2 protein-coding genes are annotated in these 25,690 nt (G+C 68.6%); both read right to left on the bottom strand.

The genetic code is table 11. The features are described from left to right. Window positions 1–19 precede the first annotated feature (19 nt). Window positions 20–793: an FkbM family methyltransferase gene (locus ACFVVI_RS27255; protein WP_378991914.1), complete on the bottom strand. Its 774-nt coding sequence runs from the start codon at window positions 791–793 to the stop codon at window positions 20–22. Then, complete coding sequence (locus tag ACFVVI_RS27250; RefSeq protein ID WP_387447412.1) at window positions 793–25,164, bottom strand: non-ribosomal peptide synthase/polyketide synthase; 24,372 nt, start codon at window positions 25,162–25,164, stop codon at window positions 793–795. Before ACFVVI_RS27250 ends, ACFVVI_RS27255 begins: the two co-directional genes overlap by 1 nt. Between the last annotated feature and the right edge of the window lie 526 nt (window positions 25,165–25,690).

Raw genomic sequence — 25,690 nt, 5'->3', positions numbered from 1 at the left:
GACAGTACGACCCGCCCCATCAGGCTCGCACGGCATACACCTCGTGCAGTTCGGTGCCTGCCAGCGACGGGTCCTGCCTGATACGTGAGGTGAGTCCGTGGAGGTTGAGGACCTCGCAGAATTCGGCGAGGCGGCCGTCGCGGTCGTGCACCTCGGCGACGACGGCGCGGATGCGCGGCCAGTCGGATTCGGTGATGCCGAGCAGGACATCGAATTCGGCGCGCTCGACGTCGATCTTCAGCACGCCGATCTCGGCAACCGGATCTTCCTGCGCAAGGATCGCCGACACCGTGGTGACCTCGACATCGATCTGCTCCCCGTCGTGCAGGCCGCGGGTGATGAGGCTGATCGCGTCGTCGGGCAGGCCACTGTTGCGCAGGAAGGTCTTCGTCGCATCGTCATCGGCTTCACGGTCGGCATACAGACTCGAGTTCGCGGTGGCGCGGGGGTACCAGGTGAACGGCAGCACACCGGGTGCGGCGCCCACCGCGACCTCGAGGGCGACACCGCCTGGCACATGGGCTGCCATATTGCGGTGCAGGCAGTCGAAGATAGCGGGAGCGGGTTCGGCGGCGATCACGCGGACACCGGGGAGCGTTTCGGCGAACATCATCGCGCTGAGTCCGATATTGGCGCCGATGTCGACCGCGAGGTCACCGGGACGCAGGGTCGCGGCAGCCTGGCGGTAGTACCCGTCGGCGATCATTTCGTTCCAGAGCATGCGCGCTTCGGCGGGGCTGGTGCAGGTGACGGTACGGCCGTCGTCGAGGCGCAGTTGCTGCTGTGTCGTCATCAGATCATGAATCCTTCGAGGATCGGGCCGATCACGGCCAGCGCGGACGGGTGGGTCAGCTCGAGATGGCGAGCGTCGAGCACAGTGTTATGGATGCGGCCGGTGATGTGCGGTTGCCACGTCTGCGCGACGGCCTCGGTGTCGTCGCGGTCTTTGCCCGCGGTGAAGAAGATCAGGTCGCCGTCGAAGATCCGCGGGTGATAGTCGCCGACGAGTTCGCCCGCGGTGGAGAAACTCTCCATCACCCGGTCGACCTGGTCGGCGCCGAACAGGCCGGTACCGGTGATCTGATCGCGGATCACCTGCCAGGCCTGCTCGGTGGTGCTCGCGGTGACGGTGTCGCCGAGGTCGAACAGTTCCCGCCAGCCACCGAGCAGATCGGCCATCAGCTCCCCCGGCGCGACATCGGTGTCGGGAGTGATCGGTGGCGCACCGACCGCGCTGTCCATCATGGCCAGCAGCGCGACCTGTTCGCCCTGTTCCTGCAACTGTGTCGCCACCACGTGGGCGATCTGGCCGCCCAGCGACCAGCCGAGCAGGTGGTACGGACCGTTCGGCTGGGTCCGGCGGATCTCGTCGACATAGCGGTGCGCGAGCTCATCGATCGACGTGGCCGGGGGCTCGGCGGCGACGACGTGCGGGTCCTGCAGGCCGAACACCGGCCGATCGCCGCGCAGATGCCCGACGAGTCCGCCGTAGAACCAGGCCAGCCCGCCCGCCGGGTGGATCGCGAACAGTGGGGTCGCATCGCCCGCGGGCCGCAAGGGCAGCAGCACCTGCATGCCCGAACCGCCCTCGGCCGCATCGACCCTGCGCGCCAGTGCCCGCGGTGTCGCGTCGTCGAACATCCACGGCAGTTCGAGTTGCACGCCGCGGCCCTGCAGTTCGGCCACCGCCATGGTCGCGAGCAGTGAGTTGCCGCCCAGATCGAAGAAGCCGGCACCGGCACCGACCCTGGCCACGTTCAGGGTCCGTGCGAAGACCTCGGCGATGGCGATCTCCGACGGTGAGCGCGGCGCGTCGTATTCGTCCTCGTTACGGCCGAAGTCGGGTGCGGGCAGGGCATTTCGATCGAGCTTGCCGTTCACTGTCACCGGCAGCGCCGAGAGCACCACGACGGCCGAGGGCACCATGTACCCGGTGAGCAGGTCGGCGGCGGTGTCTCGAACCCGCGCCGGGTCCAGTTCCTGCCCGTCGGCGGGGACGACGTAACCGATCAACTGGTCGACGTCCCTGGCGTGGCGATGCACCGCTGCTGCCGCCTGGGCGACACCGGGATGACGGAGCAGCGCCGATTCCACCTCACCCAATTCGATACGGAAACCACGCAATTGGATCTGCGCGTCGGCGCGCCCGCGGTAGTCCAGTTCCAGTCCGTGCCCGCCGCGATGCCACCGCCCGACATCACCGGTCCGGTACAGGCGGCTACCCGGCGTGCCGAACGGATCGGCCACGAACCGGCCCGAAGTGAGCGCGCCCGCCCCGTGGTAGCCGCGCGAGAGCTGTCCGCCGCCGACATAGAGGTCACCGGTGACGCCGACCGGCACCGGCCGCAAGCGCTCGTCGAGCACGTACACCCTCAGGCCGGGCAGGGCGCGCCCGATCCCGCCGCCCGCCTGATCGACCTCGGCATAGCTGACATGCACGGTCGTCTCGGTGATGCCGTACATGTTGACCAGGGTCGGCGTACCCGCCGGGTGGGCGAGAAACCAGCCGGTCAGCCGGGACGGGTCGAGCGCTTCGCCGCCGAACACGATGTAGCGCAAGGCGAGGTCGGCGCCACCCGCGCCGTGGTAGCGGCGCTCCGCGTCGACGAATCCGTAGAAGGCCGACGGGGTCTGGCTGAGCACGGTGACCTGCTCGCGCGCCACGAGCTCGACGAAAGCATCGGGCGTGCGCGTGGTGTCGTAGTCGACGACCACCAGGCGACCGCCCGAGAGCAGGGCGCCCCACATCTCCCAGACCGCGAAATCGAAAGCGTAGGAATGGAACAGTGTCCAGACATCGTCGGGCCCGACGTCGAACTTCTCCGCGGTGTGGGTGAGCAGGGTGACCACATCGCGGTGGGTGACCGCGACACCCTTCGGCCGACCGGTGGAGCCCGAGGTGTAGATCATGTAGGCGACGTTGTCGGGCAGCGCGGCGACGTTCCGCGCACTGTCGACGACGTTCTCGTCGTCCACAAGGACTGTCGGCCCGGCGAATTCGGGTGTCTGCGATGCCATCGCCGATGTGGTCAGCATCGCTACCGGTCGTGCGTCGTCGAGCACGAACCGGAGCCGCTCGGCCGGGTACGTCACATCCACGGGCAGATAGCCCGCACCCGACATGACCACAGCCAGCAGCCCGACCGCCAACTCGGCCGAGCGCGGCATCGCGACGGCGACCAGTGTTTCGGGGCCCGCACCGGAGGCGATCAACTGGGCGGCAACAGACTTCGCGCGCCGATCCAGTTCCGCGTAGGTCAGGACCGTCGTCCCATCGGTCACCGCCACCGAATCCGGGGCCACCGCCACGCGCCGTGCGAACAAGCCACCGATCGTTTCCTCGGGAACGTGCGCGCCGGCCACGCCTGCCGCATCGAGAACCTCGTAGCGCTGGCTCGATTGCATGAACTCGATGTCACCGATGATCGCCTGCGGATTCGCGGTCACCGCCTCCAGGATGCGCAGATACCACTGCGCGAACCGCTCCATCGACTCTTCCACGAAAAGGTCTGTCGCGTAGGTCAATCGGCCGAGCGTACCCAGCGGCTGACCGTCGGCGGCGAACCGCTCGACCAGCTTCACATTGAGATCCGACTGCGCCTGATCGACATAGTCCTCGACCGGTTCCACTGAGATCCCCGGCAGTTCGAGCACCACCTCATCGAGATTCTGGTAGTCGATCGTCACCTGGTACAGCGGCAGATGCGCGGTCGACCGCGGCGGATTGAGCGCCTCGACGACCTGCTCGAAGGAGACCTCCGCGTGTGCGAGGGCAGCCAGGTCGGCTGCTCGGACGTCGGCCAGAAGCGCGTCGAACGGCTGATCGGCAGAAACCTCCGTCCGCAGGACGACAGTGTTGACGAACATGCCGATCAGGTCGTCGAGTTCACGTTCCCCGCGCCCGGAGACCGGGGTACCGACCGCGATGTCGTGGGTATTCGCCAGCCGTGCCAGCAGCACGGCCAGCGCGGCGTGAGCCACCATGAACGGCGTCGCGCCCGCGACCCGCGCCACCGCGGCGATCCGCTCCTGCAGCGATGCCTCGATGTCGAAGTCGATGGTCCGGCCGCGCATCGACGCGACCGGCGGACGCGGCATGTCGGTCGGCAGTTCGAGGAGTTCGGGCAGCCCGGTGAGGGTAGCGCGCCAGTAGTCCAACTGACGGGACAATAGCGACTCCGGATCGTGCTCGTCGCCGAGCAGATCGTGTTGCCACAGCGCATAATCCGGATACTGGACCCTGAGTTGCGGCCACGCGGGCACGCTCGCGGTGATCACCGCGTGATAGGCGGCCGCGACGTCGCGGGCCAACGGAATCATCGAGAGCCCGTCCGCACAGATGTGGTGCACGGCGATCACCAGCACGTGATCATCCGAGCCGAGATCGAACAGTTCGGCCCGCACCGGCGGTGCCTCGGAGAACTGGAAACTCTTCGACAGCACCGCCGCTGCGGCCTTCGGCAGCACCGATTCTTCGATCGCGATCGGGATCAGGTCGGGCACGACCTCGTCGGCGTCGACGATCATCTGCCACGGTATACCGTCGATTACCGGGAATTTCGTGCGCAACGATTCGTGGCGGCCGATCACCATCGCGCAGGCTGTACGCAACGCGGGGATTTCCAGCTCGCCGGTCAGCCGGATCACCAGCGGCACGTTGTAGGCGCCGACAGAGGCGTCGAGCTGGTTGAGGAACCACATCCGTTGCTGAGCGGGCGAGAGCGGGATCAGGCCGGTGCCGGGTCGCCGGGTCAGCGTCGGGCGTTCGACGTGGTCGCGGCCGGTGAGCCGGGCGGCGAGGTCGGCCATCCGCGGGTACTCGAACAGGTCGCGCACCGCCACCCGGACGCCCAGCGCGGAGCTCAGGCGAGCGGTCAGCCTCGTCGCGGTCAGCGAATTGCCACCGAGGTCGAAGAAGTCGTCGCGCATGCCGACTCGGGGCAGGTCCAGCACTTCGGCGCAGATGTCGGCGACGAGGCACTCGGTCGGATTGCTCGGCGCCAGATATCCGGCAGCGACGAAACTCGGCATCGGCAGTGCACCGCGGTCGAGTTTTCCGGTGGTGGTCAGCGGAAGCTGTTCCAGCACAACGCAGATGTCGGGAACCATGTGGGCCGGTAGCCGGCGGCGTGCCGATGCCCGCACGTGCTCGGGGTCGATCGTGTCGCCGATGAGGTAGCCGACGAGCCGGTCCGCGCCGTTGTCGTCGGTGCGCAGCACCGCTACCGCATGGGTGACCGATCGATGTTCGGCGAGGACGGCCTCGATCTCGCCGAGTTCGATCCGCTGGCCACGGATCTTGACCTGATGGTCGGTACGGCCGACGTAGTCGAGTGTGTGGTCGGCGGTCCATCGGACCCGGTCGCCGGTGCGGTACATCCGGGTGCCCGGATCGTAGGGGTTGGCGAGGAAGGTGGCGGCGGTCGCGCCGGGACGGCCGAAGTATCCGCGGGCGAGCTGGATGCCGCTGACATACAGTTCGCCGGTCACCCCGATCGGCACGGGCCGCAGGTGCGAGTCCAGCACCACCGCGGATGTTCCGCGAATCGGACCACCCAGGGTGATCGGTTCGGGCGGCGCGAGGGGATCGCTGATGGCGACCATGATCGTGGTCTCGGTGGGTCCGTAGCCGTTGAACAACTGGCGTCGTGGCGCCCAGAGCGCGGCGAGTTCGGCGGGCACGGCCTCGCCGCCGGCGACCAGAACCCTGAGGCTGTCCAGCCCGTCGGGTGACATGGTCGCCAGCACGGTCGGGGTGAGGAAGGCGTGGGTGACCGCGTTGTCGCGGATGAGCCCGGCCAGCTCCGTGCCCGCGTAGGTGTCGGGCGGCGCGATGACCAGCGTCGCACCGTGCGGGTGCGCCATCAGGACTTCGAGCATGACGGCGTCGAATCCTGGTGCGGCACACTGCAGCACCCGCGAATCGGGGCTGACCTGGTACCGGTCCCGTTGCTCGGCGGCGAAGTTCGCCATTCCCGCCTGGGTCACCGCGACGCCCTTGGGGGTGCCGGTGGTTCCGGAGGTGTAGATGACATAGGCCAGGTCGGTGTCGCGAACGGTCCGTGTCACCGCGCGCGAAGGTCGGCTCGCGATCTCGCGCTCGGCCGCCGGATCGTCGACGACCAGGCGTGCCCACTCCCCTTCCGGCACTCCCTCACTCACCTGCGCGACGGTCAGCACGACGTGGGCAGCACAGTCGGACAGCATGACCGCGAGCCGCTCTCGCGGGTTGCGTGGGTCGAGTAGCGCACACGCGGCACCGATCTCGGCGAGCGCCCAGATCGTGGTGATCAACGGGATCGACCGCGGCATGACCACCCCGACGGTGTCCCCCGTCTCGACACCGTGCTCGACCAGCCACTGCGCCAGCCGATGCGCTCGGCCATCCAGCTCGGTGAAGCTCACCGTCTCGGTCCCGGACGCAACCGCCACACCGTCGGGGTGTCGGGTCACGCCGTGGCGCAACAAATCGGTCAATGGTTCAGGAGCCACCCGTTCCGCGCCTCTGGCCGGGACGAGTGCCGCATGCTCGGCGGCCGACAGCAGGTCGATATCGCCGACGCGTCCGTTCGGGTCGGTAGCGACCGCACGCAGGACCCGCTCGACACGGTCGGCGAGCCCGGCGGCGGTCACACTGTCGACGCGAGCCGACTGATACCGAAGGCGGATGTGCACGGTGTCGGTCTGGTGGGCCTGCACGGTGATCGGGTAGTGCGCGGCATCGGTGCCGGCCACCCCCGCAACCCGCACTCCGTCGATGTCCGCGTCACCGAGTCCGCTGCTGTCGACCGGGTAGGACTCGAATGCCACCAGGGTGTCGAACAGCTGTCCGCCGCCGAGCGCGGCCATGATGCCGGACAGTTCGACGTGGTGGTGGTCGAGCAGCCGGGTCTTGTTCGCCTGCAACTGTTCCAGCGCCGCCACGATGGTCCGGTCACCGCGCACGAGAACCGGAACGGGCAGCGTGTTGATGAACAGCCCGATCATCGACTCGACGCCCGGCACCTCGGCCGGTCTGCCGGAGACGGTCTCGCCGAACACGATCCGCTCGCGGCCCAGCTGGTTGGCCAGCACCGTCGCCCACGCGAATTGCACAATCGTCGACATCGTGGCGCCCGAGGTGCGGGCGAGCTCGGTGAGGGCGGCGGTGATGTCGTCGTCGAGATCGATGCTCAGATCGGTCGGCACCTCGACAGTGGCCGCGCCGACCGTGTCGGCGATCAAGGTGGGTTCGGTGAAGCCCGCCATCGTGTCGCGCCAGATCTCGACACCGGCGGTGGTGTCGCGCCGGTCCAGCCAGGCCAGGTAGTCGCCGTAGGACGGTGCGGGCGGCAGCAGGGCGGCGTCCGCGCCTGCCGCGTACAGCCCGACCAGGTCGCGCAGCAGCAACGGCAGTGACCAGCCGTCGAGCAGCAGGTGGTGCGCGGTCAGGATCAGCCGGAATTCGGTGGGTGCGACGGCGACGAGGACGAATCGCACCAGCGGCGGATCGGCCGGGTCGAAAGCCGTTTCGCGTTCGGCTGTCAGGATCTGAGGCAGTGCTGTCTCGGGGGCCTCGATGCGGCGCCAGTGCACGGCAGTCTCCGCCGGAATAGCCTGCGCGACAACACCATCAGCTGTTCGGGTGAACGCCGCCCGCAGGTTCGGATGCCGATGCAGCAGGTCCGCCGCGGCTCGCCGCAGCCGCGGCTCGTCGACCGGCCCGGTGAGCGTCATCTCCGACTGCGCCGTGTACACATCGAGGTCGCCCGCGGCGAGCTCGGCGTGGAACAGCAGCCCCGCCTGCAACGGCGCCATCGACCAGACGGCCTCGATCGGTCCGTAGCGTTCGGTGAACACGTCGAGGTCCTGTTGGGTCAGGGCGACCAACGGGGTGTCGGACGGGGACAGTCCCCAATCTTGTTCGCGTGCCGCCGCTTCCGCGATTTGCCCGAGGGCCGCCGTCCACTCGTCGAGGAGTTCGTCGACGTCATCACGATCGAGAAGCCTCGCGGCATAACCGATCTGCGCGGCGAGGGTCGGCCCGACGGGGGTATCGACGATGCTGATGTCGAGGGTCAGCGCGGCGGACGCGGGCATGTCCGGATCGAACGAGCCCTGGTGGTCGAATTCCTCGTCGGCGGGAATCCAGGCGAGCCCGGACAGTGCCGAGATGTCGACGCCCGCCCGGCCGAGGTTGTTGAAACTGATCTGTGGCGCGGGCAGCGAGGCCAACCGATCGGCGGTCGCCGGGTTCAGGTATCGCAGCATGCCGTAGCCGATTCCCTTGTCGGGCACGGCTCGCAGCTGTTCCTTGACCGCCTTCACCGCGGCACGTGGATCGGTGCCGTCGATGTCGAGGTCCACCGGGTAGGCGCTGGTGAACCAGCCGACGGTGCGCGACAGGTCGGCGCCCGGGGCGAGTTGTTCTTCGCGCCCATGGCTCTCGAGCAGGATGCGCGCACCGGAGTGGTCGACACCGCGCCGGGCACGCCAACGTCCCAGTGCGAGAACGATGCCCGCCAGCAGAGCATCGTCGGTGGTGGCATGCGCGGCGCGGGGCACCGCATCCGTCAGGGCGGTGGTCAGCTCGACAGGCAGCGCCAGCGTCAGCCGCTCGACGGTGGCGTGCACGTCGAGCGCCGGGTCGAGAGGTGCGCGTCCGAGCAGCGGTTCAGGTCGCGACCCCATCCGCTGCCACAGCGCCAGCTCGTCGGCACGGCCGCCGGCGGCAGCGGAGACGACCTCGGCCCACCGGCGCATCGATGTGCCGACCTCGGGCAGTTCGACCGCTCGCCCCGCACCCACCTGCTGCCACGCGGAGACGAAGTCGGGGAGCAGGATGCGCCAGGAGACACCGTCGACCACCAGGTGGTGGATCACGATCAGCGCGCGCCCGCGCGACGCCACGCCGGGCTCGGGCAGCAGGCAGACGATCTGCATCATGACGGCATCCACCGGGTTCAGCGCGGCCGAAGCGTCTTCGAGGGCGCCCTCCACCAGCGACGTGAAACCCGCAGTGCCAGGGGCATTATCGACACCGAACGTACGCACCGACACCAACTGCTCGGCATCGATCTCGCCGGGCGTCAACGCTTCGAGGTGCGCCGCACTCAGGCGTGCACGCAGCATGTCGTGCCGATCCAGAACGGCTCGGACGGTGGCGATCACGTCGGCCGGGCGCGCGTCGCCGGGCAGCTCGACCAGCAGCGACTGCGCGAACCGGTCGTCGGCGGGACGGTCGAGGTACCAGGACACGATCGGCGTCCGCGTCACCTCGCCGATACCACCGCCGGGCAGCTCCTCGAGACCCACCCGTCCGGCACCCCCGGCCACGGCGGCCAGCCCACGAACGGTGCGGTGCTCGAAGATGTCCCGTGCCGTCACAACCACGCCTGCGGTCTTCAACCGCGACGCCAGTTGGATCGACATGATCGAGTCACCACCGCGCGCGAAGAACGACTCGTCCGCACCCACCGAGGCCACACCGAGCACCTCGCTGAAGATCCCCGCGATGGTCGCCTCCAACTCGCTCGCCGCGGCGGCTACCGCCGAATCCGGCACCTCGGCACCGGGTTCGGGCAGCGCGCTTCGATTCACCTTGCCCGTCGAAGAGACCGGCATCTCGTCGAGCACCATGAGCACAGCGGGCACCATGTGGCCGGGCAGTGCGCCCGAGATCTGGTCGCGGATCGCGGCCGTGTCGATCGTTCGCCCCTCGGTGGCCACCAGGTAGCCGACCAACGTCGGTTGCCCGGCCTGGCCACGCCTGCTCACCGTGACCGCCGAGGCGACGTTCGGGCAGGCGACCAGCGCCGCGTCGATCTCGCCGAGTTCCACCCGCTGACCACGGATCTTGACCTGGAAGTCGGCGCGGCCCACGTATTCGATGGTGTGCTCGGCGCTCCAGCGCACCAGGTCACCGGTGCGGTACATCCGGGTGCCCGGTGCACCGAACGGATCGGCCACGAACGCGCCCGCGCTCGCCCCGGGCCGATTCAGGTAGCCGCGCGCCAGCGCATTGCCCGCCAGGTACAGCTCACCGACGACGCCGACCGGTACCGGCCGCAACCGGCTGTCGAGCACGACGGCGCGCACCCCGCGGATCGGGGTGCCGATGGTGATCGGATCGCCGGGCTGCAACTGGGTGCTGACGCACACCGCGATCGTTGTCTCGGTCGGCCCGTACACATTGTGGAAGCGGCGGCCGGGTGCCCAGGCGGCGACGAGTTCGACGGAGAGCGCTTCGCCACCGATGGTGAGCATCTGCAACGCGTCGAGACCCTCCGGCCGCAAGGTCGCCAGGACGCTGGGCGTGAGGAACGCGTGCGAAACCCGGTGCGTGCGAATCAGTTCGGTCAGTTCCGCACCGGCGAACACCTCGGCGGGCGAGACGACCAGGGCGGCACCCGCCGCGTAGGCCATCAGCGATTCCATCATCACCGCGTCGAACGCGGGCGCGGCGACCTGCAGGACCCGCGATTCTCGATCCACCTGATAGTGCTGGTGCTTCTCGTGCGCGAACGCCGACAACCCCGCGTGTGTGACGACCACGCCCTTCGGCTTGCCCGTCGAGCCGGAGGTATACACCAGGTAGGCGACATCGTCGAGGCGTGCCGCCTGGAAGGTGTGATCCGTTGGCGCGGTGGCCAAGTCGGTGATCACTCGGTCGTCGTCGAGGCACAGCCAGTCGACCGTGTCCGGCAGTGACGAGCGCGCCTCGTGCAGAGTCACGCCGAGCGTGACGCCGGAGTCCTGGGCCATGTGCGCCAGCCGGTCCGCGGGGTAACGCAGATCCATCGGCATGAACGCGGCACCGGTTTTCGCGATCGCCCACAGCACCACGTGATAGGCCACCGACCGCGGAACAGCAAGGGCGACATAGGTTCCCGGTGCCGCACCCGCTCGCGCCAGCAGCGCCGCGAGCCGATCGGATCGCCGGTCGAGTTCGCCATAGGTCAGGGTTTCGTCGGTACCGATCAGCGCGGTCGCCCTCGGGTCCGCGGCAGCGTCGGCGAGCAGCGCGGGCAGCGTTTTCGGCACCACGGCGGTCTCGCGCCCGACAGGGAGCAGGTGTGCGGTCTCCTCGGGGCACAGCAAGTCGATGGCCCCGACCACGGTGTCCGGCCGCGTGGTGATCGTTTCGAGAATCCGCAGCAGGCGGTCGGCGAACCGCGCCGCCGTGGCCCCGGTGAACAGGTCGGTGGCGTAGACGATCTCACCGTCGATACCCGCGCCGTCGGCACGTTCGTTCAGCATCACCATGAGGTCGGTCTTGGCCTGTGCAACACCGGGATCGAGCACCTCGATGCCGATATCGTCGAGTTCGAACCGAGTGGGGTCGGCGTGCCGGAAGCCCAGCATCACCTGATAGAGCGGTGAATACGCGGTCGACCCCGCCCGGTCCAGTATCTCGACCAGGCGCTCGAACGGTACGTCCGCGTGAGCCAGCGCTTCCAGATCCGCGCCACGCAGGTCGGCCAAGAATTCACGGAACGACAGATGCTCGGCGACGCGGGTGCGCAGGACCACCGTGTTGACGAACATGCCGACCACATCGTCGAGTTCGGGGCGGCCACGACCGCCGACGGGGGTGCCGATCGAGATGTCGTCGCTGTGCGCGGTACGCGAGAGCAGAATCGTCAGGGCGGCGTGCAGAACCATGAACACCGTGGCACCTTCGCCGTGCGCGAGTGCGACGACGGCATCGCGCAGACGCGGATCGATTGTGAAGGCGACGCTGCCACCATCCATCGACAGGACCGCGGGCCGTGGGCTGTCGGTCGGCAGGGCGAGCAGTTCAGGTGCGTCGGCGAGAATCCGCTGCCAGTAGGCGATCTGACGCCCTGCCAGCGAAGTGGGGTCGTCCTCGGCGCCGAGGAACTCGCGCTGCCAGACCGCGTAGTCGGCGTAGTCGACAGGCAACGGCGGCCACAGCGGCGCCGAGCCGGTACGACGAGACCGGTAGGCGGCGAACACATCTCGGGCAAGCGGCCCCATCGACGCACCGTCAGCGGCGATGTGGTGCACCACCAGGACCAACACGTGGTCGTCGGCGCCCGTGCGGTACAGACGTACGCGGACCGGCGTGTTCGTGGCAACGTCGAAACCCGACTCGACCGCCTCGCGCAGCCGTTCTGCCAGCACAGTCGGATCGTCGATATCGGCCAGTTCGATATCGGCGGCGCCGACCATGCTGTCGTGGACGAACTGATGCGGTTGTCCGCCCACTGCGGGATAGGTCGTGCGAAGGGTCTCGTGTCGGGTGACCACATCCACCATCGCGGCGCGCAGCGCCGCCACATCGAGCGGTCCGCTCAGCCTGGCCGCGAAACCGATGTTGTACGCACCGGACTCGGGATGGAGCTGATTGAGGATCCAGATACGCCGCTGGGCGGCTGCCAAGGGAATTTCGGACCGGTGCCGGCGACGGGCCAGCGGCACCGACGCGTGTTCGTCGCGCATCGCGATTCGTTCGGCGAGCTCAGCGACGGTCGGCGCGTCGAAGACATCGCGTACACCGACGCGCACGTGCAGCGCGGCCTCAGCGCGGGCCGCTACCTGAGCTGCCGACAGCGAGTTCACCCCGAGCTCGAACAGGTCGGCAACGACACTGACCTGGTCTGCACCGACGATCTCGGCGACGATCTTCGCCAGCACCGCCTCACGGTCTGTGCGGGCGACGAACTCTGCCAGCATCGTCGCGCGCGTCGCGGCGTTGTCCGCGTCGGAGGCGATGAACCCGTCCGCATCGTCGAAGATCATGTGCGACAGGGCCGACCTGTTCACCTTGCCGTCGGAGCTGAGCGGCATGGTGTCGAGCACCTGAATTCTTGCCGGCACCAGGTAGGACGGAAGCAGCCGGGTGAGACGTTTGCGGACCTTCGGCTCGGAGAGGGTCGCACCCGGTATCGGCGACACATACGCCGTGATCCGGTCAGCGGAAACGATCGCGACTGCTCCGGAGATCTCCTCGATCGAGCGCAGCGCGGCCTCGATCTGCGCGGGCTCGACCCGTTGGCCGTGGAACATCGCCTGAAAGTCACTGCGGCCCACATACTCCAGATCCCCGGACCGTGACCAGCGAACAAGATCGCCGGTGCGGTAGAGGCGGTCCCCTGGCTCGCCGAACGGATCGGCGACGAACCGACCGCAGGTGAGATCCGGCCTGCGGTGGTAGCCGCGAGCGAGCTGAACGCCCGAGACGTACAGGTCGCCGACAACGCCGACCGGTACGGGCCGAAGCCGTGCGTTCAGCACGTACGCAGACATTCCGGTGACCGGGCAACCGATCGGGACCACTTGCCGTGCCGGAGAATCCGCCGGGCAGCGATAGGCCGTCACAACTTCTGCCTCGGCGGGGCCGTACCAGTTGACGACCTCGGCCCGGTCGAAGCACTGTCCGGCGCGTACGGCGGTGCGCTGGGCCAGCGCCTCACCTGCCGCGAACACATAGCGGACCGACGGCAGCCGCGTCGTGCCGGTGTGCTCGAGCAGCACCTCGAGCATCGACGGGACGAAGTGCACGGTGCTGACCTGCTCCTCTGCGATGATCTCGGCCAGGTAGGCGGGATCGTGGTGGCCGCCGGGTTCGGCGACGACGATCTGCGCACCGATCTGCAACGGCCAGAACAACTCCCACACCGCGACGTCGACGGTGATCGGGGTCTTGTGCAGCACCACATCCGACGCGTCGTGCGGGAATTCGCGTTGCGCCCAGGCCAACTGGTGGGCGGTGGCGGCATGGGTGAGCGCGACGCCCTTCGGTGCGCCGGTCGTGCCGGAGGTGAACAGCACGTACGCCGTGTTGCCGGCGCGCAGCGGTGCGCGACGTTCGTCGTCGCCGACCGGGCCGCCGGGGCGCGCGCTCAGGTCCAGCTCGTCGAGACGGACACGCTCAATGCCGTCGGGCAGGGAGCTCTCGTCACCGGACGTGGTGACGAGCAGCAGTGGCCGGGCGACCGACAGGACGTCTGCCAGCCGGGCGGTGGAGCGGTCCGGATCGAGCGGAACGACGGCGGCACCGGACTTCACGACAGCGTAGACGGCGGTGATCAGGTCGATCGAGCGGTGAATCGCCACGGCCACGGTCGTTTCAGGGCTCGCGCCGAGATCGATGAGGTGGCGGGCGAGGCGGTTGACGGTGTCGTCGAACTCGCGGTAGGTGAGGGCGCGGCCGCCGGGGACTCGGACGGCGACAGCGTCCGGGGTCCGTGCGACCTGCTCGTCGAAGGCGTCGACCAGCGTGCGGCCCGCGCTCACCAGTGGTGCGTCGTGGGGGCGCAGCAGCCGATCGCGGATCGTGTCGTCGGCGAGGTCGATCTCCCCGGCGATGACCCGCTCGTCGGTGGTGACCGCGTCCAGGACGCGCCCGAACTGTTCGGTGAACCGGCGCGCGGTGGCGTCGTCGAACAGGTCGGTGGCGTAGGTCAGGCGCAGCTTCATGCCCGCGATCTCGTTGTGCGGACCCCGGTCCTCGGTGATCATGAGCAGCAGATCGCAGATCGCCGCGTCGGCGCCGACATCGATGCCGCCGACCTCGAGCCCCGGTACCTCGAGCTGGGCGGGCGCCATGTTCTGGTAGGCGAGCATCACCTGGAACAGCGGCGAATGTGCCGTCGAGCGCGCCGGATTCAGCACTTCCACCAGCCGTTCGAACGGAACGGCGGCATGATCGAACGCCTCGATGTCGGTGCGCCTGGTCATGTCGATCAGGTCGGCGAACCGCTGGTCGGGGCGGACACGGGTGCGCAGGACCAGCGTGTTGACGAACATGCCGACGAGGCGATCGAGGGCTCGGTCGCCGCGGCCCGCGTACGGGATGCCGATGGCGATGTCGTCGCTGCTCGACAACTGCGCGAGCAGGACGGCAAGGGCGGTGTGCACCACCATGAACGGGGTCACGCCGCTGCGTCGCGCCAAGGCCGCCACGGCTTCGGCCACCCGGGAAGGCACCACGGTGTGGACGGTCGCGCCGCGGTGGGACCGCTCGAGCGGGCGCGGGCGGTCGGTGGGCAGCGCGAGCACATCCGGAATCCCCGCGAGTTGGGTACGCCAGTACAGCAGGTCGCGGCCCGGCGCGGAGTCGGGTGCCGCGAGCAGCTCGCGCTGCCACAGCGCGTAGTCAGCGAATTGCACGGGTAGCGGCGCCCATTCGGGCGCGGCACCGGCCCGGCGTGCGCGGTAGGCCTCGATGATGTCGGCGGCCAGCGGCGCCACCGAGTAGCCGTCGCAATTGATGTGATGCACCGCAAGCGCCAGTGCGTGCGCGGTTTCGGTGAGCCGGAACAACGCCATGCGCAGCGGGGCGCCCGCCGAGACATCGAAGCCGGTGCCGAAGAACTCTGTCAGCCGTGGGAGCAGTTCATCGGCGGACACCGGGTGCACGGCGAGATCGCAGGACGCGACGACGTCCTCGGCGGTCAGTACGACCTGCGCGGGGGTGCCGTCGTGGGCCGGATAGGTGGTGCGCAAGATTTCGTGCCGTTCGATGACATCGCGGAGCGCGGCCGTCATGGCCTCGATGTCGAGTTCACCGTCGAGGCGGATCGACAGTGGCACCACGTAACTCGCCGACTCCGGGTCCAGTTGGTTGAGCAGCCACATCCGGCTCTGCGCGGGCGAGAGCGGGATACGCTCGGGCCGCGGCTTCGCCACCGGTCCCGCGACATCGCCGACGGCGCGCTGCTGTTCGATCCACCGCGCCAGTTCCGCCACGGTCGGCGCTTCGAAGATGGCGCGCACGGGAATCGTCACGCCGAGGACTTCGCCGATGCGGCTGAGCACGCGGGTCGCCAGCAGCGAATTGCCACCGAGGGTGAAGAAGTTCTCGTCGGCGCCGACCCAGGGAGTCTGCACCAGTTCGCCGATCACGCCGGCGATGGTCTCCTCCGCGATCCCGCTGGGAGCGCGGTAACGGGTTGCGGCGGCGCGGGTGTCGGGGGCCGGGAGGGCGCGGTAGTCGATCTTGCCGTTGGGTGTGAGCGGGATCGTGTCGATCCGAATCACCTGGACGGGCACCATGTACGCGGGCAGGCGCGACAGCAGGTAGGTCCGCAGCGAGTCGGGGTCGATCGCCTCGTCGCTCACGGCGTAGGCCACCAGGATCTGCCCCTCGGCGACCGTAGACACCCGCACGACCGCGGCATCGATGTGATCGTGGGCGAGGAGCGCGGCTTCGATATCGCCGAGTTCGACGCGCAGGCCGCGAATCTTCACCTGGGAATCACGGCGGCCGACATACCGCAGTCGGCCTGCCGTGTCCCAGCGGGCCAGGTCGCCGGTGCGGTAGAGGCGTGCCCCCGGCGTCGAGCCGAACGGATCGGCCACGAACGCGCTCGCCGTCAGGTCCGCGCGGGCATGGTACCCACGGGCGAGCTGGATTCCGCCGAGATACAGCTCGCCCGTCACGCCGGCGGGGACGGGCCGCAACCGTGCGTCGAGCACGTGCGTGACGGCATTCGCCTCGGGCGTACCGATCGACACGACAGGTCCGTCGAGCTCGCCGATCTCGTAGGCGGTGACGCTCACGGCCGCTTCCGTCGGGCCGTACAGGTTGTCGACGCGTGCTGCGCTGAGGTCGCGGAACCGGCGAACGGTCGCGGAGTCCAACGCCTCACCGATGCACAGCACCTGGCGGACGGCGGCGAGATCGTCCGGGGTCGCGATCTCGAGGAACGCCGACAGGAGCGAGGGAACGAAGTCGACCACGGTCACGCCGTGACGAGCGATCAGCCGTGCGACGGCGGCGGGGTCGGTGTGATCGTCGCGCCCGGCGACGACCAGCGCGGCACCGGTGGTGGGTGCGGTGAACAATTCCCACACCGACAGGTCGAAGGTCGCGGGCGTGCGCAGCAGCAGCACGTCGTCGGTGCCGATCCCGTAATGGTCGGTGAGCCACCGGAGTTGGTTGACCACCGCCTCGTGGGTGAGTGCCACACCCTTGGGGACACCGGTCGACCCGGAGGTGAAGATGACGTACGCCAGATCCTGCGGGCGCAGCGGCCTGATCCGATCGGCGTCGGTGACCGGCGTGGTGCCGGTCGTGGGCGAGGTGAGATCCGACAGACGCCAGACCGGTGCCGGTGCCGTCAGGTCGATGTCGTCGCCGGTCAGCACCGCGTCGGGTCGCGCGGTCGCGAGGACCGTGCGCAGCCGGTCGACGGGGTGGTCGGGATCCAGCGGAAGGTAGGCGGCACCTGCCGCGTGGACGGCGTAGAGCGTGGTGAGCAACTCGACCGAGCGGCGCATGGCCACGGCCACCACGCTTCCCGGCCCGATACCGCGACCGATCAGCCCTCGTGCCAGCGCGTTCACCTCGGCGCCGAACGCGGCATAGGTGAGCGCGTCCCCGCTCTCCCCATCGATCACCGCAGGGCGTTCGGGCGTCGCCGCGACCTGCTTCGCGAACAGATCCGCGATCGTCGCGCCGTCGGAGGGCACGTCGGGGCCGGACTCGCGTAGCGCCAGTTCGTCGAGTTCACGCGGGCTGAGCAGCGGCAGATCACCCACGGGCACATCGGGATCGGCGACGACACCGCGCAAGATGGCGACGAAGCGCTCGAAGATCGGCACGATTGTGGCTTCGTCGAAAAGGTCGGTCGCATACCCGAATTCGACCTGCATGTCACCGGGAGCGCCGTGCGCATCGACCGTGTCGACCAGGGTGAGATGCAGGTCGTACTTGGCGACACCCGGCTCGACGAGGTCGGCCGCCACCGTGAGCCCGCCCAGGCGCAACGTCGGGATATCGATGTTCTGGAAGGAGAAGCCGACCTGGGTCAGTGGCTCGTGTGCGGTGCTGCGCGGCGGATTGAGGACCTCCACCAGCTGTTCGAACGGAATCGCGGCATTGTCGAACGCACCGAGATCGCATTCGCGGGCGCGCTCGAGCACCTCCGTGAACGGGGCCGCGGGATCGACCTGTACCCGCAGCACCAGCGTGTTGACGAACATGCCGATCAGCGGGTCGAGGGCGGGCTCTCCGCGCCCGGCGACCGGCGTACCGACCGCGATGTCGCCGGTGCCCGACAGCCTTGCCAGCAAGATCGCGAACACCGCATGGGTGACCATGAACAGCGTCGAGTCGTGGCGCCGTGCGAGAGCGATGATGTCACGGTGCAGGTCGGCGGGAATCGCGGCCGACATGGTCGCCCCGCGGTAGGACTGCTGTGCGGGACGCGGCCGATCGGTCGGCAGGTCCAGCATCTGCGGTAGGTCGGCCAGTGCCGCGAGCCAGTACCGGATCTGGCCCGCGGTCACACTGGTCGGGTCTTCCTGCACGCCGAGGTTTCGCCGCTGCCACAGCGTGTAGTCGGCGTACTGGACCGGCAGGGGCGCAAAGGCAGGCGCTTCGCCCGCCGTTCGCGCCCGGTAGGCCACGGCCAGGTCGGTGGCCAGCGGCGCGAGCGAGGATCCGTCGATGGCGATGTGATGCGCGGTGAGCACCACGGCCCATTCCTCGGCGGTGGTGCGCAGCAACGTGATCCGGAACGGGACCTCGGTGCTCACATCGAAGCCGAGGGCGGTCTCCCGCGCGATCTGTTCGGCGATCTCGGCCGCGGCGACCTCGCGGCACTGGAGCTGCGGTGCCGATTCCATGGGCAGGATCTGCTGCCATGGACCGCTGTCGCTGTCCGGGTAGCGGGTGCGCAGCGTCTCGTGCCTGGTGATCACGTCGGCCAGTGCCGACCGAAGAGCGTCGACGTCGAGCGGGCCGGAGATCCGCACGACGACAGGCACGTTGTAGACCGCCGCCGAGGTGTCGAACTGGTTCAGGAACCACATTCTGGTCTGCGCGGGCGAGAGCGGAATCCGATCCGGACGCTGCTGTGGCACCAGCCGACGATGGACTGATCCCCGATCAGCCTGTCCACCAGCCGAATCCAGCTCGCGGGCGAGTGCGTCGACGGTCGGCGACTCGAACAGCGCCCGCACCGCGATGTCGGTGCCGAACACATCGGACAGGCGCGCCGCGACCTTGGTCGCGGTGAGTGAGTTGCCGCCCAGATCGAAGAAATTGTCGAGCGCACTCACGTGCGCCGCGCCGAGCACATCGCGGTAGACGCCGGCGACGAGTTGTTCGGTGGGCGTGCGCGGCGCGATGGCCTGGGCGGTCTGCGGGAACACCGGCTCGGGCAACACGGCGCGATCGAGTTTGCCGCTGGCGGTCAGCGGGAATCGGTCGAGCACCATGCACACATCGGGCACCATGTGCGCCGGCAGCCGGTCGCGCGCGGCGGCGCGCACCCGCTCCGCGTCCACGCCCGCGCCGACCAGGTAGCCGACGAGCCGGTCGGCGCCCGCGCTGCCGTGGATCACGACGACGGCGTGGGTCACCGCGGGATCCTGGGCGAGTACGGCTTCGATCTCCCCCAGTTCGGTGCGTTGCCCACGGATCTTCACCTGGTGGTCGGCGCGGCCCAGATATTCGATGGTCTGCTCCGGGGTCCACCGGGCGAGGTCGCCGGTGCGGTACATCCGGGTGCCCGCACCACGGGGATCGGCGACGAAACTGGCTGCTGTCACCGTGGGCCTGCCGAGGTAGCCGCGCGCCAATTGCACACCGCCGATATACAGTTCGCCCGCCGTACCGACCGGCACCGGCCGCAGCCGGGAGTCGAGGACCTGCGCGGAGATCCCGCGAATGGGCCCGCCGATGGTGATCGGCCCCTGGACGGGGATCGGGTCGCTGATCGCGACCATGATCGTGGTCTCGGTGGGTCCGTAGCCGTTGAACAGCCGACGCCCCGGCGCCCAGGTCGCGCCGAGCTCGGCAGTGAGGGCTTCGCCACCGGAGACCAGCACCCGCAGGCACTCCAGGTGGTCCGGCGACATCGAGGCCAGCACGGTCGGCGTCAGGAAGGCATGGGTAACCCCTTGTGCCCGAATGAGTTCCGCCAGTTCGGTGCCCGCGTAGACATCGGGTGGGGACACGATCAGCGCGGCGCCACCGGGGTGGGCGAGCAGAATCTCCAGCATCACCGCGTCGAATCCCGGGCCGGCGGCCTGCAGGACCCGTACGGTGGGCTCGACGTCATAGCGGTCCTGTTGTTCGGCGGCGAAGTTCGCCAGCCCCTGGTTGGTGACCTCGACACCCTTCGGAACGCCGGTCGTTCCGGAGGTGTAGATCACATACGCCACGTCGCCGGGGTGCACGGGCCTGCCACGGTCGGCGTCGGTCACCGGTGCGGACGAGTACCCGGCGGTGATGCTGCGCGAGACCGGGTCCGCGACCACCAGCAACGTCCACGGCCCCTCGGGCGCAGCGCCCTCGACTTCGGCGCTGGTCAAGACCACCCGGGGCGCGCTGTCGGCGAGCATCGAGGCGACCCGATCCCGTGGGTTGCGCGGGTCGATCAGCACCAAGGCGGCACCGGTTTTGGCGACGGCCCATACCGCGACCACGAAATCGACCGAGCGCGGCAGGACCATCGCCACCACCGCACCGGGTCGGGCTCCGTCGTCGAGCAGACGCCGGGCGAACCGGTTCGACAGCGCGTCCAGCTCCGCGAAGTCCAGGCACTGTGCCCCGGACACGACAGCCGGACCCTCCGGCGAGATCGCGACACCTCGAGCCAGCAGATCCGACAGCGCCACGCCGGGTACCGCGTCGGCGCCCCGAACCGGATGCAGCACAGCGCGTTCGGCGTCGGAGAGCAGTTCCACATCGCCCACCGGCACAGCAGGGTTCGCCACCACCGCGTCCAGGATCCGGCCCAGCCGTGCGGCCATCTGCTCGACGGTGGTGGGGTCGAACAGGTCGCTCGCGTAGTTGAGCCGCACCGCGACGTCGCCGGTGCCCGCGGCGTTCGCGCCCACGGTGACGACGAGGTCGACCTTCGCGGGTTCGGCGCCGGGATCGACAACGTCCACCGTGAGATCGGGCAGGACCAGTCGAGGCAGTTCGGTGTTGTCGAAGGCCAGATACACCTGACACACGGGCGCGTAGGCCGCCGAGCGCCGCGGATCGAGCTCTTCCACGACCCGGTCGAAGGGCAGCTCGCCGTGCGCGAAGGCATCGATGTCGATGTCCTTGACGCGTTCGAGCAGGGCCGTGAACGACTCCTCGCCGCGAATCGGCGTACGCAGCGCCACGGTGTTGACGAACATTCCCACCAGCGGAGCCAGATCCGGCTCGCCCCGTCCGGCCATCGGGGCGCCGATCACGATGTCGCCGGTTCCCGACAGCCGGGCCAGCAGGACGGCGAGTGCGGCATGGACCACCATGAACGGGGTGACGTCCGCGGCGCGGGCGAGTCGCTCGATCTCGGTGTAGGTCCGGGCGGAGAGCTGCGTGGTGACGGCCTCGCCGCGCATCGAACGGCGAGCAGGCCGGGGCCGGTCGGTCGGCAACTCGAGCACCGAGGGCGCATCGGCCAATTGGGTTGTCCAGTACCGCAACTGGTCAGCGGCGAGCGAATCCGGATCCGCTTCGTCGCCGAGCAGGCGACGGTGCCAGTCGGCGTAATCGGCGTACTGCACCCGAGGTGGCACCTGATCAGGTGCCGTTGCCTGCGACCGTGCCGCGTAGGCGGCGGCAAAGTCGGCTGCCAGCGGCGCCAACGACGTACCGTCACAGCAGATGTGGTGCAGGACGAGTACCAGCACATGCGTGTCGGGGCCGATCGTGAGCAAGTCCGCGCGCAACGGCGGGCGGGCGCAGACATCGAAGCCGGCGGCCGTCAGCTCGCGGATCCGGTCGGCAAGCCGGTCCTGCCCGAGTTGTTCCGGGACACAGTCGAAGTCGGCCAGAGCCGCCTCGGCCGACAGAACCTCCTGCATACCGTGACCGTCACGGGCGGGGTAGCGCGTTCGCAGCGCCTCATGGCGATCGAGGACATCGCCCAGCGCCGTACGCAGTGCGGCGGGATCGAGTCGCCCGGTCAACCGCAGGACCAGCGGAATGTTGTAGGCGGCGGACTCCGGGTCGACGCGGTTGATCAACCACATCCGATGTTGCGCGGGAGCCAGCGGCAACAGGCCGTCGCGCGCGATCGGTGTGAGTGTGGGCCGCACCCGGCGCCGTGCCCGGCCCACGCACGCGGCGAAGCCTGCCACCGTCGGGTTGCCGAACAGATCACGCACCGACAGTGCGCATTCGGTGGCATCGGCGACCCGGGCGACGGCGGCCGCCGCAGTGAGGGAGTTACCGCCCACCTCGAAGAAATTGTCGAACGCGCCGACCCGGTCCATCTCGAGCACCTCGGCGAAGACGTGCGCGACGGTCCCTTCGGCATCGGTGCGCGGCGCGAGATAGCTCGCGGCGCTCCCGGCCGCCGGTTCGGGCAATGCACGCAGATCGAGTTTGCCGTTCACCGTCAGCGGCAGTTCATCGACGACCAGCACGACGTTGGGGATCATGTAGTCCGGCAGCAACGAACCCGCCTGCGCGACAACGGCATCGACATCGCAGTCGGCGCCCGCCGGTACGACGTACCCCACCAGACGCGCCGTGTCGGTGCCTGCTCGATGCACCACCACCGCGGCCGCGGCCACCGCCGGGTGGGCCAGCAGCGCGGCACGGACCTCATCGAGTTCGATGCGGAACCCGCGCAGCTGTACCTGCTGATCCGCACGCCCGCGGTATTCGAGAGCGCCGTGGTGATCGCGGCGGGCCACGTCCCCGCTGCGGTACATCCGCTCCCCCGGCGCACCCCACGGGTCGGCGACGAATCGACCCGAACTCAATGCCGCCTGCCCGAGATAGCCGCGAGCCAATTGTGTTCCCGCTACATAGATTTCACCCCACGCGCCCACCGGCGCCGGTCGCAGCCGCCGATCCAGCACGTAGGCGCGAAGGCCGGGTAGCGCCGCGCCGATCACGCTGGGCGCGCCGGGTACCGCCAGATCGCCGCTCATGTCGGTGTGGGTGACGAACACGGTGGTCTCGGTGATGCCGTAGCTGTTGACGACGACCGGCCCCTCCGGGTTGTCCACGTACCAGGGCGCCAACGCCGCCGGATCCAGACCTTCGCCCGACAGCACGACCAGCCGCAGCCCCAGCTCACCCTCGGGCGCACCCGCCGCAAGGTAGCGCCGCTGAGCTGCGGCGAATTGGTAGAACGCCGAGGGAGTTCGGCTGAACACGGTGACGCGTTCACGGGCGACCAGGCGCACCAGTTCATCGGGCGCGCGCGTGGCCGCCGTATCGGCGACCACGACTCGGCCGCCGGTGATCAGCGGGCCGAAAACCTCCCAGATCGAGTAGTCGAACGCCACCGAGTGCAGCCATGTCCACACGTCGTCGGCCCGAATGTCCAGGGCGGCACACGCATTCGCCAAGTAGGTGACGACCGAGCGGTGGCTGATCACCACGCCCTTCGGCCGCCCCGTGGAACCGGAGGTGAAAATGACGTAGGCGGCGTCGTCAGGCCGCAGTGGTGCGGTGCGCTCGTCATCGGTGATCGGGTCCGCGGCACCGTCGAGGTCGTCGTCTTGCCCGAGAATCAGAGTCTGGCCCCGACCTACCGGCAGTCCGACCTCTTCGACGATGACGACTGTCGGATCCGCCTGGCCGACAACGTATTCCAGCCGCTCGCGCGGATGGGTGATATCCAGTGGCAGATACGCGGCACCGGATTTCAGCACGGCGAGCATCGCGACGATCAGCTGGGTGCCACGCGGCAGTGCGATGGCGACCAGCGTGCCCGGACCCGCGCCACGGCCGATCAAACGCCGGGCGAGCCGGGTGGAACGCTCGTCGAGGTCCCGATACGTGATCGTCTTGTCCCCGGCGGTGACCGCGTCCGCGAGCGGGGCCGAACGGGCCTGTCGCGACAGCGAATCCACCAGCGTCTCGACCGGGGCGACACCTTCGGCACCGGCCGACTCGCCGATGATCGAGAGCTCTTGCGCGGCGGACACCAGCGGCAGTTCCACCACCCGCTCGCCGGAGTCGGCCTCGATGAATCGGTGCAGGAAATCGATGAATCGGTCGGCGTGCGCGTCGATATCGCGCTGACTGTAGAGGTTGTCGTTGCCGTGCAGCTCGATCAGCAGCGGCGTGTCCGGCCCGGTCCGGTAGAGGTTGATCTGCAGATCCTCGAGGGCGCCCGAGGTGAGCGCGTGATAGCGCCCGACGGCGTCGCCGAGACGGATCTCGGAGTCGAAGAACAAGATGTTGACCACGGGGCCGAAGGTGTTGGCGGAGTTGTCGATCGAGGCGGATTCGCGACGCAGATCCTCGAAGCGGTAGCGCTGATGACGCAGCGCGGAGACCAGCTCGCTGATCGACGCCTTGACCAGTTGCTCCACGGTGGTCGCGTCATCGATCGCGAAGCGGATCGGCACCATATTGGCCAGCATCGCCGCGGCGTTGCGGAGCTTCACGGTGACCCTGGCGCTCATCGGGACCGAGAGCACCACCTCGTCGGCACCGGTCATCCGCGTGAAGAAGGCCGCGAACGCCGCGACGACGACCTGCGCGGCCGACGCGTCGAGTTCGGCCGAACGACGATCGAGCAGCGCGCACAGCTGCGCCGGAAGTTCGCGCGCCGCAACTTCGTCCACGGTTCCCGCGCGCGCCGACCGACCGGACAGACCGGCGGGCGCGGGCAGATCGGCGACCTTGTCCAGCCAGTACTGTCGATCGGCCTCGAACCTCGTGCCCTCCCGATAAGCCTGTTCGTCGGCGGCGATTTCGCGCAGGTGCGCGGCCACCAGTCGAGCGGGCGGCCTGCCTTCCGACAGCGCGTTGTAGTGCTCGGCGACCCGGCACAGCACGCTGAACGCGCCGTAGCCGTCGATCACGAGATGGTGGGCGCGCGCGTACCACAGGTGCAGGTCATCGCTGATTCTGATCAGCCGTGTGACCGCGAGTTGATCTCGGGTGATGTCGACCTGCCGGGTGTAGTCGCGGCGCATCCATTCCAGCGCCGCGGCCATCGGATCGCTGTGCGTGCCGAAGTCGAGCACGAGTTCGTTGAACGTGATGTCGCGGTCGACGACCTGGTAGGGACGCCCTTCCACCTCGACCACCCGCACCATGAGCGACTCGGTCTCTTCGGCCGCCTCGTGCACCGCCGTATTGAACAGGGCGACGTCGATCCGCCCCGCTATCTCGACGTACTGCGCGATGTTCGTCGCCGGTCCACTATGCGCGCCGTCCGCGTACCACATGCCATATTGCGCAGAGGAAAGCGGAATAAGATCCTGATTACCGGCACAGCTCTCGACAGACTCCATGATTACCCGACCCCTCGCATGGCTATCGACCTAACACGGACCCCGAGTATGGACATCCGTGCGCTTTCCTACCCCACGTAACAACGTGTACCACAACCGCCGAATGCGGGGTCCGTTCACTGCCGAGCAGCCATACGTATTCCCCTTGCTGTTCTCAGGACCGATACGGATCCGTTAGACACCGATCCGACATCCCGCGAGGTGCGGTACCCATCCGGTTACTACCCGAAACATCTCCCCGAGATTAGCCTGACAGCTAACAACCGGCATACGATTTACGGGGAACACACTAGTAACAATTCAATTCAGATCGATCACGAATCCGGACATTCCACGCGAAACCAATATTCCGAGAGCACTGCAGGTCCAGGCGCTAGGTTCGCAGACATAGCGCTGCCGCTCGCGATGCGGACCGATCGCCACCTGTGCGATCTCCGGTCTCGATACTGCACATCCCCAGCGTGTACGGCAAATTTTGCAAACAATTCAGCCGAACTGATCGACTGACCGAATCTGTCGATTACTG

Source organism: Nocardia sp. NPDC058114, from assembly GCF_042884695.1.
In the GTDB taxonomy this organism is placed as follows: Bacteria; Actinomycetota; Actinomycetes; order Mycobacteriales; family Mycobacteriaceae; genus Nocardia.
This window is presented reverse-complemented; position numbering and strand designations above follow the sequence as displayed.

Bases quoted from the DNA above. Each gene is read 5' to 3' on its own strand.
- ACFVVI_RS27255 (WP_378991914.1), bottom strand. From the start codon at position 793: ATGACGACACAGCAGCAACTGCGCCTCGACGACGGCCGTACCGTCACC.
- ACFVVI_RS27250 (WP_387447412.1), bottom strand. From the start codon at position 25,164: ATGGAGTCTGTCGAGAGCTGTGCCGGTAATCAGGATCTTATTCCGCTT.